We start from the raw sequence: 16,466 nt of genomic DNA on the forward strand, positions 1-16,466 counted from the left end.
ATACTGTATAATCCTAAATAATCGATGATGATTATCATTTTTCTTGTTTATTGGCATGTGTGTTATTATACCTTTTTTGCTATATAGTCAAAAAACAAATTGTCCTATCTAACAATATTTTGGTAATCTCTTATCTCAACTCAACTTATACTATGCACAGAAGAAAAGCTCTCTTCATTTTGAAGAGAGCTTTTCTATATATTTTTGGCGATGAGTGTATATAGTCCAGGGATACGATCTTCAATTCCTTTCAGGACAGGAAAGACCCATTTTTGCTTTGCGCCACATTCTTCTGTGAGCTCCTCGATATGAAGGCCTGCTTGTGCAATGCTTGTTACGATTTCTCCTAACGTCCATCTGCGAATCATATTTTTAGGTAAAGAATTACGCTCTGCTTCTGATAGGAGTATACTATAGGCTACATCTATTTCAATTACATCTTTTTGAAAGTAATCCCCGCTTGCAATTACTTTGTTATCTTCTACTTGTAGCAGTTTTGTATACATGGGGTGATAGTCTCGTAAAATAAATGTGCCACCGTGTTTTAGTAATTGAGAAATGATTGTAAATAAAGGTTTTAAATCTATGAAATAATGGAGCACACCAAGCTCAAGTAATACTACGTCAAATGAACCGATTTCTTCTTGTATATTGAGTACATCAGACACGATGTACTCAATATGTGTTTCAGCAGCTTCGGCAAGTTCTCTTGCATATTTTGCGTTGCTTTCTGAAATATCGACAACTGTTACATCTGCTCCGAGCAGAGAAAGTGCAACCGCTTTACTTCCTTTGGATCCCATTAGATTTATAATTCGTTTTCCATGCACTGTACCTATATAAGGTACATAATGAGTGACCTCCGCAGCGGGGTTTTCTCGTATTTGCTTGCCGTAAGACTGAGGTGTTCCGTGGCGATTTGTCCAAGCTTTATAAGCTGCTTTACTCCAGCTATCTTTATTTGTTGCACTTAATTGCTCTTGATTCAAAACAATCTCTCCTTTCCGTGAAGGTATATAGTTTCCTTATGAAAATTAGAGAATCCTGCTTGTGATCTGATAATAATTTGATTTTTCAGCATAATTTGCATACAATGTATATTACATATGAAAAGCGTTGAAGAGGAAAAGTAGAATGACCCCATTCTTTCCAGAGAGCTTCGGGAGCTGAAAAGAAGCAAGAATGATCATTTGAACAATGGCCTCTGAGCTTCGTCCTGAACTTATCAATTGATAATAGTAGGCGGCGACGAGCGTTGGCTCTCGTTATCAAAGTCACAGTATACGAGCAATGATTGCTCCGTACTTGCAAAGGTCAATTGTGTGAGCTATTGACGAAATAAGGTGGTACCACGACTGTATATACAGCCTCGTCCTTATCTTTTTAGAAGATAAGGGCGGGGCTTTTTCATTTTTAAAGGAGGAATGTAGGATGAATATTTTTATTGGAGGCGCTTGGCCATATGCAAATGGATCGTTGCATCTTGGTCATATTGCTAGTTTACTGCCAGGGGATATTTTAGCTCGTTATTATCGGCTAAAAGGGGACAATGTTTTGTATGTATCGGGAAGCGATTGTAACGGTACACCGATTACGATTCGTGCTAAGCAGGAAGGGGTAAGTGTTAAAACAATTGCAGATCGCTATCATGAAGAGTTTGAACGATGTTTTCAGGAACTTGGTTTTTCATATGATTACTATGCTCGTACTGACGCTGCTACTCACCATCAAGTTGTTCAGAATATTTTCTTAGAGCTTTTAGAAAAGGGGTTTATTTATAAAAAGACAGTGGAGCAAACATACTGCGAAACTTGCGAACAATTTTTACCGGATCGTTATGTGGAAGGTCTTTGTCCGCATTGCGGTGCGGGGGCGCGTGGTGATCAGTGCGATGCGTGTTCTGCTATTTTAGATCCGGTAGATTTGCTTGGGAAAGCATGTAAATTGTGCGGCGCTGCACCGACAATTAAAGAGACAGAGCATTTTTATTTTGCGTTAACGTCATTACAGCAGAAGCTAGAAGAATATATAGAAACAGTAAAGCAAAGCGGTACGTGGCGTGAGAATGCTGTCCAATTAACGCTGCGCTATTTACAAGAAGGTTTACAAGACCGTGCTGTTTCAAGAGATTTACCAATTGGCGTGAGTGTTCCTGTTTCCGGATACGAAGATAAGAAGGTGTATGTGTGGATCGAAGCTGTGTCTGGATATTATTCAGCAAGTAAGCAATGGGCGCAAGAAACAAACAGTGATGATTCACAGTTTTGGCGAAAGGATACCCGAACGTATTATGTGCACGGTAAAGATAATATCCCGTTTCATACAATTATTTGGCCAGCTATTTTGCAGGGGATACAATCAGAAGCGTTGCCTAAATATATTGTTTCGAATGAATATTTAACAGTTGAAAAAAGAAAGTTATCGACGAGTAAAAATTGGGCTGTTTGGGTTCCTGATATATTAGAAGAGTACCATCCTGATGCGATTCGTTATTTTCTAACTGTAAATGCTCCTGAAAATCGAGATACAGATTTTTCATGGCGGGAATTCATTTATAGTCATAATAGTGAATTGTTAGGAGCGTATGGGAATTTTGTAAATAGAACGCTGAAGTTTCTTGAAAAATATTATGAGAATACTGTACCAACTGGTCAAATGAATGAAGAAATTGGAGAAAAGTTAAAAGAACTATACGTTGAAGTAGGAGAATTCATTGAAAAAGCACATTTTAAACAAGCGCTGGAGCTGATTTTTGAACACATTCGCTATGCAAATAAATATTTTGACGAAAGGCAGCCGTGGAAACAAATAAAAGAGGATAAGGCAGCGTGCGGTGATACGATAAGAAACTGTATTCACCTTATCGTGAATTTTGCACAAATATTAGCACCGTTTCTTCCGTTTTCGTCCGCGCGATTACAACAAATGTTAGGAGTTTCAAAGAGCGGGTGGTCTTATAAGGTTGAAATCCCAGTGCATGTTTTGAATGTATCACCGTTATTTGAACGGATTGATGTGAAGAAAATTGAGGAAGAAGTGGAAAAGTTGAACGAATTTTTCAACGGTATATGAGAAGTGGGTTTTAATTTATATATAGAAAATAATCTCCTTACAAAAATGTAAGTTTATTGTAAGTTATTACAATAGCAGTTTGCTAGAAGTTTTTATACAATAAAAGTAAGAGATAAGAACGTTATAATAGATTGCGTATCAGCAAGAAAAGGAGAGATCAACATGGAATGGATTCACGAATTATTTCAACAGTACGGATACTATGTTGTACTTGTGGGGTTACTGTTAGAATATATTGCACTTCCGTTTCCGGGAGAGCCAACATTAGCTTATGCAGGATATTTAGCGCATACAGGTGAGTTACATTTACCGCTATTAATCTTTTTTTCTTTTTTAGGGACAAGTGTTGGGATGACAATTCAATATTTTGTAGGAAACAAGCTCGGTATGCCGTTTATTCAAAGGTACGGAAAATATGTTTTTTTAACGCAGCGTAAAATTGATTTAACACGAAAGTGGTTCGATAAGTATGGATATTTCCTAGTATTTATTGCATTTTTTATTCCTGGTGTGCGTCATTTTACAGGGTACTTTGCAGGGATTATTAATTTACCATTTCGCCGCTTTGCGATAACAATTTATTGCGGGGCGCTATTTTGGGTATTGTTCTTCTTAATAGGCGGTTATTGGTTAGGTGGCAATATTGATGCTATTTTTGGATTGCTTGAGGATCATATCGGAAAAATTATTATCGGTGTTGTTGTAATTGTGGCGGTAAGTGTAGCTGTGTGCTTCCGTAAAGAAATTAAACGTGTGTTTGCACAAACAGTAAATTAAAATAATCCATTTCATGTTGAGAAAGGCAGTGCTTAAGGAGAAGCACTGCCTTTTTATATAGATAATTCGGTAGTTTTTTCATTACTTATTTTTTTATATCGTTTTTTCAATTTGCACTTATATAGTGTTTACTTTTATGTTATATACATAATATAGTATATTTTAAGTTTTGATTAGAAAGATTATTGAATGTTTTAAGCTTTACATATTTACACTTTAAAGATGCTAGGGCACTTTAAAGTTTTTAAATCTTATATTTCATACGTTGAAATTTAATAATGAAAAGGGGAACTACTATGAACTTACGAACACGAATTTTAGGAATTGTATTTGTAGTCCTCCTGGGGCTGGCGAGTATGAATTGTGTATTTTTATACTTTACTGCAAAAGGCACTGGGGAACAAACAATTGGCGAATTAGGGAAGACTCAAGTTGAAGCAATGAAAAAGCAATTTGATAAAGATACATATGAATTGTGGATAAAGGATCCCCAAAAAAATGATACATATGAAAAGCTGCGAACTACATTAAATGAAATGCGTGAACATAACGGCGCATTATATGTATATACGATGAATTTTAAGAAGGATGAAGCGGTTATTATGATTGATGGGCAACCAACTTCAAAGGAAGCTTCACCGATTGGGGAGAAGTCTGATAGTAGTCCAACAGAAATCCAAAAGCTTAAGCAAGGTGAATGGGTGTACAGTCCCATTATAAATGATGAAAAATACGGGAAATATATGTCCGTTCTTATACCGTTACAAGACGGAAAGGGCCAAGTGTATGGAGCGCTTGGAATGGATATAAAAGCTTCTGTTGTCGATACGATTATGCATAACTTGTTGGCAGATCGAATGGTGAAACTCGCTCTTATTAATATAGGGGTTGTTGTCGCTGCCTTTGTATGTCTGTTCTATTTTATTTATCGAGGGTTAAAGCCACTTCATACGTTGAAAGAAGAAACGAAACGGATTGCAGAAGGGGATTTAAGAGAACTTCGCATTTCATCTCGTAAAAAAGATGAGATTGGACATATGATTGGTTCTTTCGGATATATGATGGAGAATTTGAGAGGAATATTGCATGGTGTACAGAAGGCTACACACTCTGTAACGCAAACATCGGAAATGTTGCTTTCTTCTACGCATGTGATGAAAGAACAAAACCAGACCATTTTATTATCGAGTCAAGAAATTACAAATAGTAATGCACAAACTGTTTCTTCGATGGAACAAGTTTCGAGTGCGATGCATTCCTTTGAAGAAGAAATACATGGTGTTGAACATGCGGTAGGTGATATGAAAAGTATTTCTCAAGCGATGGCACAAGCGGGCGAAGAAGGCCAGGGAATGTTGCAAAATACGGTTATGCAAGGTAAAGAAATGAAAGAGACATTCTATCAATTTGAAGATACCGTCAATTCTTTATTAACACAAGTAAGTCATACGGGAGAAATTTTATATACAATTGAAGATATTGCGGCGCAAACGAATATGCTTTCCTTGAATGCGGCTATTGAAGCAGCTAGAGCGGGAGAATCGGGCCGGGGATTTGCGGTTGTAGCAGAAGAAGTGAAATTGTTAGCAGATCGTACCGCAGAGCAAACAGGGCATATTCGTCAGTTAATTTCTAAGATGCAACAAGAAGCATCTGGTACGACAGAACAACTGTCGCAAGCGTTGCAGCAATATGATGCGCAGTTCAATCAAGTAAGCGTCGTAGCAGAGCAAATGACGGCACTGCAATATATTTCAAACGAATTAAATCAGTCACTGCAGCATGTGATCGAAAAAATGGAAACGATGAAACAGCAGCAGGGCGTGATTCATACGGAAGTATTGTCTGTCACGGCTGCAAGTGAAGAAACAGCTGAAGCTACTGAGGAAGTAAGTGTTACTATAGAAGAAGTGGCACAACATATGAATGTGTTTACACAAGAAGTGCAAGAAATGGCAGCGCAAATTCATGAATTAAGTGAACAAACGAAGCGCTTTACATTGTCATAAAGTGAAACTTTAATCAGTGGGAGACTTCATCCCCCGTTAATGCGGGATAAAGTGAAATTGTAAAGAACTTGTACTCATAGCGCTGAAGTTAAGAAAATAATAGAAAAAGACCATCCTGTTTCAAAGTGAAGTGAATAAGGATGGTCTTTCATTTGTTTTTACTTCTATTATTTCTCTAATTAATAGTTAGTTGATATGAAGAGAAATGATTATGAATTGCTTTCTACCTGAACATGACTGTCATCTTGTAGTAAGTGAAAGATATCAGCCATGCAAAATGCGATAAACCACGTCCATAGACCGTGGAAGAAAGCTGTGCTAATTTGCAGCGGTAAATCATAATTCGTTGTTGAAAATGAGATGCAAGCGCCAACGATACCGATCATTGTTAAAAGCGTCGTTTTTCTAGCATTTTCTGCTGAACTGAAAAAAATAAATGAACCAAGAACGGAAGCGCTTACAAAGGAATCAATCCCATTAATATATACATTTTCACCAATATGAGCATTTGTCCAAAAGCATAAGAGACCGCCTGCTATGGCAAATAATGTTGCAATAATAAGTTTCATTTTTTTGTTCATATGTTTTGCTCCTTTATCATCATAATTTGAATAGGAGAACCAATATATAAATCCATTTTAGCCTTGCTTGTGACAGCGACATCGTTTCCCTAATCTAGATTTATATATGAAATAAGGCGCTATATGTATTGCTTACTTTTATAATGTATACATAGTATAACATGTTTTAGATTCGAATAAAAATAATTATCAGATATTTTGAATATTGGTATGCGTTATCCAATGACATCGTAAAGTGAAACTTCCGTCAGTGGGGGGCTTACTGCCCACGGATAGCGGGATAAAGTGAAAAATAAAAACGCAAGGACATCATCCTTGCGTTTTGTTATATACGTTTAAATCGTCCGACTACTTCTACTGTTTCTGTAATGTTAATAAAGGCATGACTATCAACGTGCCTTATCAGACGTTTAATTTCTCCTAGTTCATAGCGCGTAACAACTGTGTAAATCATTTTTTTCTTATGGTTTGTATATCCACCGACAGCATCAACCATTGTTACACCGCGAATTCCATTTTGGAGCAATGCGCTTTTCACCATATCCCCTTTTTCGGTAACAGTCATCACTGTTAATTTAATGTGCTTCGTATGAATGGAATCGATTACTTTACTTGCTACAAATCGGCTGATTAGTGTGTAAAGTGTAATATCCCATCCGAAAATAAAACCAGCGATTACAAGTAGAATAAGGTTAAAGGCAAAAATAATAGACCCAATTGAAATATCTTTATGTTTTGCAACGATTAACCCAATAATATCGAATCCGCCCGTTGAAGAAGCAAAACGGAAAATGATTCCTGTTGCAGCTCCGCACAGCACACCGCCAAAGACAGAAGATAATAAAATATCATCTGAGATTTTATGAACGGGAATAACGTTCATCGCAAGCGTCGATATAGTAACGAAATATGCTGTTAAAAAAGTTGTTTTCTTTCCTAAGTAAAAATAGCTAAGAAAGAGAAGTGGAATGTTTAATAAAAAGATGAGTGCACCAATGTTGTAGTGCATTAAATAACCGATAATCATCCCAACGCCCGTAAAGCCGCCACTGATCATGTGATGTGGAATAAAGAACATATTCATTGAAACCGCATAAAAAATTGAAGCAACTAAAACAACAATCAGCTGAATTATAAATTCTAAATGCCATGTTTTTGCAGCTGGGAATGATAAAAAGGCGGTATCGGGAACGTAATCGGCGTCTCCTAGTTGGCCCATGTCTGTTTTCATCTCCATATTTATTTTTGATTACAAGAAGAGAATAATGCTTTTTTCAACAACTGACAATAGTTTTATTATTATGCAAAAATTTTATAAAATTTTAACAACTTACATGCGAGTATAAAAACATGAATATGTCAAATATAAGGAATTTACATATTGAATTAGTATGCTATAATCCTGTCATAAGGATGTGAAGAGATGGAATTTCTGTTGCAAGATGCAATGTTATATATATCTGTTGTAACAACGGCACTTTGTTTATTAGAAGTTTTGTTTCTCACTAATGTTTCGCGTTTTGTACGCCAACAAACATATAGAGGGAGACAGAAGGCTTTCGCATGTGTTGAAACGTGCGAGCAGCATATAGGGAATACTTCGTTTTTCTCTGTCTTTTATAAACATGGAATGGCCCGCTCAGTCCGTAGGCAAGAAGCAAGCGGAGAGAGTGATGATGTAGGTCCGTATATACCAATGTTTCGCTAACGAATTATGAAACATTGGAGGAATATATATTATGTTTAAATCATACCGAGCTTGGCTCGTAAGTTTATCATTATTACTTGTTGTTGTTTTATCAGGGTGTGGTAATGCAAATGCGAATGCAAGTGCAGCACCGATTGATGCGAGTAGTCCTGGATTTTGGAATCACTATATTGTATATCTAATTTCTGTTATGCTGCAATTTGTGGCGCACCATTTGCCGAATCATAGCTTTGGGATTGCGATTATCATCATTACGATTGTAGTTCGTACGATATTATTGCCGCTGACGATTACGCAATATCGCAGTCAATTAAAAACAAAGAAAATACAGCCAGCGCTTCAGAAGTTGAAGGAAAAGTATGGCGATACGACGAAAAATCCGGAGAAACAAAAGCAATACCAACAAGAAATGATGATTTTAATGAGAACGAACGGTGTGAACCCGATGATGGGATGTTTACCACTCTTACTACAAATGCCAGTCTTCTCAGCATTGTACTATGCCATTAGTCATACAGAAGAGATTCGTTCAGCTACTTTCTTATGGGTAAATTTAGGACATCCAGATCCTTATCACATTTTACCTGTCCTTGCTGCTGCGACAACATTCCTGCAAATGAAAGTATTTCAAACCAATATGACAGGAGAACAAAGTCAAGTATTGAAAGTTCAGCAGTTTATGATGCCAGCAATGATTTTGTTTATGGGATCTGCTGCACCGTCAGGACTTGTTTTGTACTGGATTACAAGTAACTTATTTACTGTCGTTCAAACTGTATTATTAAAGAAAGTAATGGATCGTGAAGATGGACAACTACAAGAGGCGTAGGGAAGGATAGTTGTTATGATATAAAGAAAGAGTTAACCTCAAATACTGCTCTAGCGGGATTTCGGTTAACTCTTTTTTATAAATATAAAGTGAAAAAGCGAGTACGAGAATAAGAAAAGCACCGCTAATAGTTATTTTATATAACTGTTATACTATACTGGAATAGTTTTATGTGTAATATAAAACACACTTGCTTTTTTGAAAAAATTCAATATAATGAATATTAATAACAAATTTCGACATTATAAAAGTATTGATAAGGACACGAGCTATTTTTTACGATTTTCAGAGAGGGAAGCCTTAGGCTGTGAGTTTCCTAATACGAATGAATAGTTTACCACCTTTGAACTGCAGCAGTGAACGAATATCTAGTAATTGTTTGCCGGCAATCTCCGTTATCTGAAACTTGAGAAATTGGTGATTTGTGTCTTCATGCCAATTGGAACAAGGGTGGAACCACGAATATAACACTCGTCCCTTTTATTAGGGATGAGTGTTTTTTATTTAAATCAAACTAGGGTTAGAGGGAGGACACACAGTTATGCATCATGATGACAAAAATAAAATTGGCCTAACGGTCGCGTTATCAATCGTTGTTGGAACAATTATCGGGTCTGGCGTATTTATGAAGCCAGGTAAGGTATTGGATTACGCCGGAAGTTCTAACATGGCAATCTTTGCTTGGGTAGTAGGGGGTATTTTAACCTTAGCAAGTGGCTTAACGGTTGCAGAAATCGGAGCGCAAATTCCGAAAAATGGTGGTTTGTACACGTATCTAGAGGAGATTTATGGTAGGTTTTGGGGTTATTTATCTGGCTGGATGCAAACACTTGTATATGGGCCAGCAATTATTGGGACATTGGGATTGTATTTTAGCTCATTAATGTTAAACTTTTTTCATATTGATAAAGTGTGGAACTTACCAATTGCAATTGGAACAGTTGTATTCCTTGGTGTGATAAATAGTGTAGGAACAAAATATGGGGGCATTGTTCAAACGATAACAACGATCGGGAAGATGATCCCAATCGTGCTTATTATTGTGATGGGATTTTGGAAAGGGAGCAGCGATGTATTTAACGTTGTTGTACCAGAGTCTGCAAATCAAAGTATAGGGATGGCAATTTTAGCAACATTATTTGCATATGATGGCTGGATTTTGCTCGCATCTATCGGCGGTGAAATGAAAAATCCAACAAAGCTATTACCAAAAGCATTAACAGTTGGGATTCTTGTTGTAACAGCGGCATATGTGTTAATTAATATGGCATTATTGAAAGTTTTACCAGCACCGCAAATTGTTACACTCAGTGAGAATGCGACAGCGACAGCAGCTGATATGTTATTAGGTCAATATGGCGGGAAATTGATTAGTATAGGTGTTATTGTTTCAATATTTGGATGTTTAAATGGGAAAATTTTAACATTCCCGCGTATCCCAGTATCAATGGCAGAGCGTGGTCAACTTCCGTTTTCAAACTTCATTTCAAAAATTAACGATAAGTTTCAAACGCCAGCAAACGCAATCTTTGTTGAGATTCTACTCGGTATTATTTTAATGCTGATTAGTGATCCAAATGAACTATCTGAGATTTCCGTATTTATTATTTATATTTTCTATGTTATGACATTTATCGGAGTGTTCATTTTAAGAAAGCGTAATGCAGGACAAAAACGTGAATATAGTGTACCTTTATATCCAATCGTACCAGCATTAGCAATTTTAGGATCACTATTTGTAATCGGAAGTGCAATTATTAATGATCCAATTAGTTGTTTCTTGTCAATTGGTATTGTGTTAACAGGATTACCAGTGTATTGGTATTTAAATAAAAAGTAAGTGGATAAATAGGGTTTTGAAAATAGGCATCTTTTGAAGGTGTCTATTTTTTTGTGCAAGGATATGGGAAGAGAGTGTGAAATGTGTGTATATAAGTAAAAATGGGGGAACGAGAGCATCTAGCCGTGTATGGAAGCGGGCAGTGCCTATTTCTACCACGTGTGATGTTTGAAACAAAGGGAGGTCGAAATTAGGATGGTGCCATCTATCATTGGTTTTCTATTTACGATACTCCCTACATTTATGCTTGTTTTTGTATTTCGCTGGATTCGGTTTATTTATATAAACTCAGAAGAACAAATAAAACAAAATAAGCATTTCATTATTATCGGATATTAAGAAGCAAAATGAAGAACGGACATGAGTAGGGATACATGTCCGTTTTTTAATAGCGCAGTTTCATTAAGAGGTTTCGGATTTCTTCGTCATTCATAAATAAATCATGATGTTTCTCGGTAATTTTTGCAAGGGCAACGTCATGATAGAAAAATTCTGTGAAAAATTTAACGAATGGCTGGGACATTGTTTTCATTGCTTGCCATGAGTTTTGCTCAGTGCCCGCAAATAAAATTTCACGATCATCAATAATGATGAGTAAAAAGCGTTCAAGTGCATGGTGCTCTTCTGTTGGGATGAGAAGATGGATGTTTTCTAATGATGTATCAAGGTTTCCTACAACAAGTGCTTCTATCTCAACACCGTGTTTTTTCTTTTCTTCTAGAATCGGCATATACTCTAGAAATGTATCATTCCACGCAGACATACGAATGGATTTCTTCGCGCTTTGCACAAGTTGTTTACTTTGCGCGTGAATAGAAGATTGTACTTTTAAGCTCCATACACGGTCATCTGTAAATCTTTTTTTCGATACGTTGTTTTGTAATTCTTCAACATTTGCTTGGAATTCTGCCGTTAATTTTTCAATGGCAAGCTGTAGCGGCAGAGCCGTATATAGCTTTTTCTTTTCCGAAACAGAATCCATCACCATGCCTTTGTCGACAAGGCGTACTAATATTTCATATATCTTTGCTTTCGGAACACCAGAATACTTGACGATGCTCGTTGCATCAAGCGGTTCTTCGCTTGAAACGAGAACTTCGTATGCTTGACTTTCATATTGTGAAAAACCGAATCTCTGTAACATAATTCCTCCCGAACGAAAAATTCTTGTGTCTTAAGAATAAAGAACTCTTCTTTGGAATACAAGTACTGTTATTGTAATGGGGCATAGAAATGGTTGTATGAAAATTTAAAATAAGAAGATTAACGTTTTACAAATATCATATATTCCTAATATAATAATATATAAGTTTGTGGAATTAATGAAGAAGGGGCTAGGGGGAGTAAGAGTTATGAGAAGTTTACGTTGGAAAGTAACAGTTGTATTTTCAGTACTTATTTCCATGATGTTTGCTATTTTTGGGACAACTGTATATCAGTTAGAAAAAGCGAAAGAGTCTCGTATACTTGATCAATATTCTCATAATACGATGGGTTTGTTAACAGAACAAATGAATGAGTTTATTAATGGTATTGGGGAGGATATGAAATACTATTCTAGTAGTGGAGCGATTGTTAAAATGCTACAAGACGGGGTTACACTAGAAGAAGAATCGGTGATAACGAAGGATTTTTTAGAGTTTAAAAATAATCACCCAGATATTTTAGACCTTTATATTGGCACGAAAGATAAGCAGACATTAAGTGCGAATCTTGCGGATGGTGGAAAAATACCAGAAGGATATGACCCAACAACAAGAGCATGGTATAAGACCGCTTTAAGTAATACGAAAAGCGTACATTGGGGACAGCCGCAATATGAAATTACAACAGGAAAATTAAGTGTTGGTGTTTCGAAAGCACTTTTATCTCCAGATGGTTCAGAAGTACTTGGTGTTGTAGCAATGGATGTGTCATTAAGCACAATTCAAAAGCTACTTCATAACATCCAGTACAACTATGGCGGAGAAATGTTTGTTGTAAATGATAAAAACATGGGAATAGTGTATCCAGATAAAGTTGGAAAAGATGTGTCAAAAGAACCACTGATTCAAAGTTTAAAACAAGATAGAAATGATTTTGTTGTAACTAAGTTAAAAGGGAAAGATGTCATTGCATACAGCCAGCTAATGAGATCTATGCCATGGAAAATTGGAATTGTCTATCCGAAAGAAGAAGTGGATAGTTTATTAGCAACAGTAAGAAATATGGTTATAGGGTTAGGGTGTGTAGGTGTACTTGCTGCAATTGTTGTATCCTATTTCTTTGCAAGAAGGTTAATAAGACCACTTCAATCATTAACGAATCAAGTGCAAGAAGTAGCGGAAGGAGACTTAACGCTACAAATGAAAGTGCAAACGAACGATGAGGTGGGTGTACTCACAAAGCACTTTAACGATATGGTTGGACAAATGAATGAAATGGTTAGCCGTATTAAACATAACGTATCATCAGTGCAACAGTCAGCTGATAGCTTGCATTATTTAACAAATGAGACTGTTGCTTCAAGTAAGGAAGTTTCTAGTGCGATGGATGATGTGACGGGCGGTGCGTCAACATTAGCGAATAGTGTGGAGGAAATTTCAGGGCAGCTAGAAAATATGGAACAGTCTGTAGGACAAGTAAATGGCTCAGTAACTTCTATAAAAGAGGTAACAAGTCAGGCGGAACAAGCGTCGCAAAGCGGTTTACAGACGATGCAACGTTTAGTGGATACAAGAAAGGAATCCTCTTCGATTGTGTCGGAAACAGAAACAGCAGCTGAGAAACTTGACCATAGTGTACAGTCTATTCAAAATGTCGTTGAGCTCATTAAAGGAATTTCTGATCAAACAAATTTATTAGCATTAAATGCTTCTATTGAAGCAGCGCGTGCAGGGGAACAAGGAAAAGGTTTTGCTGTTGTTGCGGAAGAAGTACGAAAATTAGCAGAACAGTCCAAAGAAGCGACTGGCGACATTGCTTCTATTATTGCAGAGGTGCAACAAGAAGTAGCTCGCGTCGTAGAAGTGATTAGGAATTTAAAAGATATCGCTAACGTGCAAGATCATGTAACGAGAGATGCGGAACAATCATTCCGAATTGTTATTTCTGTTGTAAATACAATCATTACTTCTGTTGAAAGAATTTCCACAGAAGTACAGAAGATTGGACATGAACAGAAAGATATTACACAAGTTATGCAAACTATCGCCGAAACGAGTCAGGAGAGTGCAGCTGTATCAGAAGAAGTGAATGCAGCAACAGAAACGCAAGTAGCTCATCTAGAAAAAGTATCTGGAACGATGAAGCAATTAACAGTGGAAATGAACGGTTTAGAAAAGGTAGTAGAACAATTTAAAATAGACAAATAGAGATTCAAGCTGTCGGGATTTTCCCGGCAGCTATTTTCTATGTCGAATCGCCGATATATTTTTAAAGAGGAAAAAAATCTTGTACAATAGTAAAGAATCTATAGAAGAGGTGAACAAATATGGCAATTGTTGATGTTACCATTATTCCAGTTGGAACAGGTAATACAAGTGTAAGTGAATATGTAGCAGAAATACAAAAAGTACTTGAGAAAAATGCAGATCGCGTCAAGTATCAATTAACGCCAATGAATACAATTATTGAAGGAGAACTTCCGGTATTATTTGAAGTCATTCAACAAATGCATGAAGTTCCGTTTTCTAAAGGTGCAGGCCGCGTAGCAACAAATATTCGCGTTGATGATCGCCGTGATAAAGTCAGCTCAATGGAGAAGAAGTTACAATCTGTACAATCGAAGTTATAAAGTGTGAGGGAAGCAGTTATATTAGGCTGCTTCTTTTTTGACGAAGGATAAGATATTTGTTTATCATCAACTATAAAGAAACATGAAGGAGGGATGAGAGGGATGAGCGAAAAATTTCAAGAACAGTTTGATGGTTTGTTAGAGAAGTATACAGAGCTCTTATTAGGAGAGAGCAATGAAGAATATAAGCAAAAGGTTGAGAAGTGGGCGTTATATTCGTATGTCGCTAAAACGATGCCAGCTCTAGTAAAGCATTGGAATGAAACGTATCCGGATGCGAAAGAAGAGATGATACAGTTAATTGGAGAAATTAAAAGGTTGAATGACGAGCATAGACAAAAGAAGTGAAAAAGAAAAACGATATAAATACAAATTAAAAAATCGACATAAAAACTCTCTTTCTTTTTAGACGGGCGAGAGCATCGAAGCGGTCAGGGCCTGCAAGGTTTAAACCAAAAGGAGAAAGCAAGTAGCGGTCATACGGTATTCTGCATAGCCGCTGGAGTTAGATGAAGATGACGAAAAATTAGAATGGATTTATATAAAAAATCTTTCTTTTTAGATGAAGTACCTGGCCGTGCGGAGAAGTGGTCAGGGCTTTTTTTGTCACATGTGGGGAGAAATCGATAATGCCCATGAATTATTTTTATATAATGTTCATGTGTCATATGATATAGAAGTGATACTTTCGTCTTGGATATAGGATAAGAGACTCAAAACATTTGTCGAATTTACTGCTGAGAGATGTAACTGGCTTTTCATCTCTTAACATTTCGGGATGTCGAAAAATTTTTTATATGATTTTTCCTTTTAGAATTCGGATGTGCAAACATTCTCGTATTATTATGTTAATTATCTAAATAATTATTTGTATCAAATAATTTTAAACAGTGATATAATTTAGAAGAGGGGTAAAAAACAGACAAAGTACAGTCATAGGGGTGAAAGACATGGAACAATTAATGCGTAATTCTTTTTTGTTTTTATCAAAAAATAAAGCGCTAACAAAACTAGCGAAAAAGTACGGCTTACGTTTTGGAGCAGGGCGCTTTGTTGCGGGAGAAACAATTGACTTAGCGGTAGCTGCCATTAAAGATTTAAACAAACAAAACCTTTGTGTTACGATCGACTATTTGGGGGAATTTGTTGATAACGAAGCAGAGGCAAATGAGATGGCGGATGAATCGATTGAAGCAATTCGTGCAATTGGCCGTGAAAAGCTAAATTCTCAGCTTTCATTAAAAATGACATCTATGGGTCTAGACATTTCAGAAAATTTAGTTATGAATAATATGCGCCGTATTTTAGACGCAGCGAAAGAAAACGGTGTGTTTGTAACAATTGATATGGAAGACTATTCACGTTGTGGAAAAACAATTGATATCTTCAAGAAGTTAAAAGAAGAATATGACAATGTTGGTACAGTAATTCAAGCATATTTATATCGTACAGAGAAAGATATAGATGATTTGAATGCTTATACACCAAATTTACGTCTTGTAAAAGGGGCATATAAAGAGCCCGAGGAAGTTGCATTTCCAGAAAAGAAAGATGTAGATGAAAATTATAAAAAAATTATTAAAACGCACTTATTAAATGGCAATTATACAGCAGTCGCTTCACATGATGATGCAATTATTGAATATACAAAAAAACTTGCTGAAGAATACAACATTCCGCGTGATCAGTTTGAATTCCAAATGTTATACGGCATTCGCACAGAGCGTCAACTTGAGCTTGTGAAAGAAGGATATAAAATGCGTGTATATGTACCATATGGAAACGACTGGTACGGCTATTTCATGCGCCGCTTAGCAGAACGTCCAGCTAACGTAGCATTCGTATTAAAAGGAATGGTTAAAAAATAACCAAGGA

15 protein-coding genes and 2 other annotated features are annotated in these 16,466 nt (G+C 36.5%); of the genes, 11 read left to right on the forward strand and 4 right to left on the reverse strand.

Annotation, left to right across the window (positions count from 1 at the left end; all coding sequences use genetic code 11):
* Positions 1–194: 194 nt before the first annotated feature.
* On the reverse strand, positions 195–989 hold the full coding sequence (locus AB1280_RS20240) for a class I SAM-dependent methyltransferase (protein ID WP_429756796.1): 795 nt from the start codon (positions 987–989) through the stop codon (positions 195–197).
* 118 nt (positions 990–1,107) lie between these two features.
* Positions 1,108–1,380: a binding site (T-box leader), on the forward strand.
* A gap of 51 nt (positions 1,381–1,431) precedes the next feature.
* On the opposite strand from AB1280_RS20240, the gene metG reads away from it, so the two are divergent.
* The 3 genes from metG (at position 1,432) to AB1280_RS20255 (ending at position 5,858) form a co-directional block, all read left to right on the forward strand.
* A complete protein-coding gene (gene metG / locus AB1280_RS20245) occupies positions 1,432–3,072 on the forward strand; it encodes a methionine--tRNA ligase (protein ID WP_429756797.1) in 1,641 nt (546 codons plus the stop codon).
* 162 nt (positions 3,073–3,234) lie between these two features.
* The gene (locus tag AB1280_RS20250; RefSeq protein ID WP_272189138.1) at positions 3,235–3,849 is read left to right on the forward strand and encodes a DedA family protein; all 615 of its coding nucleotides are present in this window, start codon (positions 3,235–3,237) and stop codon (positions 3,847–3,849) included.
* A gap of 857 nt (positions 3,850–4,706) precedes the next feature.
* Positions 4,707–5,858 carry a methyl-accepting chemotaxis protein gene (locus AB1280_RS20255; protein WP_429757376.1) on the forward strand — a complete coding sequence of 384 codons (1,152 nt, stop codon included), beginning with the start codon at positions 4,707–4,709 and terminating at the stop codon, positions 5,856–5,858.
* A 209-nt stretch (positions 5,859–6,067) separates the two neighbouring features.
* Here the strand turns inward: AB1280_RS20255 and AB1280_RS20260 are convergent, their stop codons facing one another.
* A complete protein-coding gene (locus AB1280_RS20260; RefSeq protein WP_429756798.1) occupies positions 6,068–6,439 on the reverse strand; it encodes a DUF3938 domain-containing protein in 372 nt (123 codons plus the stop codon).
* 325 nt (positions 6,440–6,764) lie between these two features.
* The gene (locus AB1280_RS20265; protein WP_429756799.1) at positions 6,765–7,658 is read right to left on the reverse strand and encodes a YitT family protein; all 894 of its coding nucleotides are present in this window, start codon (positions 7,656–7,658) and stop codon (positions 6,765–6,767) included.
* A gap of 204 nt (positions 7,659–7,862) precedes the next feature.
* Between AB1280_RS20265 and AB1280_RS20270 the strand changes: the two genes are divergently transcribed.
* The 4 genes from AB1280_RS20270 to AB1280_RS20285 all read left to right on the forward strand — a co-directional run bounded on the left by AB1280_RS20270 (position 7,863) and on the right by AB1280_RS20285 (position 11,155).
* Positions 7,863–8,147, forward strand: coding sequence for a hypothetical protein (locus AB1280_RS20270; RefSeq protein ID WP_272189141.1), 285 nt, complete (start codon positions 7,863–7,865; stop codon positions 8,145–8,147).
* 31 nt (positions 8,148–8,178) lie between these two features.
* Positions 8,179–8,976 (forward strand): membrane protein insertase YidC, encoded by a 798-nt coding sequence (yidC, locus tag AB1280_RS20275; RefSeq protein ID WP_429756800.1) that lies wholly within the window; start codon positions 8,179–8,181, stop codon positions 8,974–8,976.
* A gap of 244 nt (positions 8,977–9,220) precedes the next feature.
* Positions 9,221–9,458: a binding site (T-box leader), on the forward strand.
* Between the two features lie 59 nt (positions 9,459–9,517).
* The gene (locus tag AB1280_RS20280) at positions 9,518–10,816 is read left to right on the forward strand and encodes an APC family permease (protein ID WP_429756801.1); all 1,299 of its coding nucleotides are present in this window, start codon (positions 9,518–9,520) and stop codon (positions 10,814–10,816) included.
* 195 nt (positions 10,817–11,011) lie between these two features.
* A complete protein-coding gene (locus AB1280_RS20285) occupies positions 11,012–11,155 on the forward strand; it encodes a hypothetical protein (protein ID WP_429756802.1) in 144 nt (47 codons plus the stop codon).
* 46 nt (positions 11,156–11,201) lie between these two features.
* Here AB1280_RS20285 and AB1280_RS20290 read toward each other — a convergent pair whose 3' ends face one another.
* Entirely contained in the window at positions 11,202–11,960 is a 759-nt protein-coding gene (locus tag AB1280_RS20290; protein WP_429756803.1) for a TrmB family transcriptional regulator, read from the reverse strand.
* Between the two features lie 208 nt (positions 11,961–12,168).
* Between AB1280_RS20290 and AB1280_RS20295 the strand changes: the two genes are divergently transcribed.
* The 4 genes from AB1280_RS20295 (at position 12,169) to AB1280_RS20310 (ending at position 16,459) form a co-directional block, all read left to right on the forward strand.
* Positions 12,169–14,169 carry a methyl-accepting chemotaxis protein gene (locus AB1280_RS20295; protein ID WP_429756804.1) on the forward strand — a complete coding sequence of 667 codons (2,001 nt, stop codon included), beginning with the start codon at positions 12,169–12,171 and terminating at the stop codon, positions 14,167–14,169.
* Positions 14,170–14,288: 119 nt separating this feature from the next.
* Positions 14,289–14,591: an MTH1187 family thiamine-binding protein gene (locus AB1280_RS20300; RefSeq protein ID WP_251227684.1), complete on the forward strand. Its 303-nt coding sequence runs from the start codon at positions 14,289–14,291 to the stop codon at positions 14,589–14,591.
* 102 nt (positions 14,592–14,693) lie between these two features.
* Positions 14,694–14,939 (forward strand): YusU family protein, encoded by a 246-nt coding sequence (locus AB1280_RS20305; protein ID WP_272189147.1) that lies wholly within the window; start codon positions 14,694–14,696, stop codon positions 14,937–14,939.
* Between the two features lie 602 nt (positions 14,940–15,541).
* A complete protein-coding gene (locus tag AB1280_RS20310) occupies positions 15,542–16,459 on the forward strand; it encodes a proline dehydrogenase (protein WP_272189149.1) in 918 nt (305 codons plus the stop codon).
* The last annotated feature ends 7 nt before the right edge of the window (positions 16,460–16,466 follow it).

It is taken from the genome of Bacillus sp. S10(2024) (assembly GCF_050473865.1).
In the GTDB taxonomy this organism is placed as follows: Bacteria; Bacillota; Bacilli; order Bacillales; family Bacillaceae_G; genus Bacillus_A.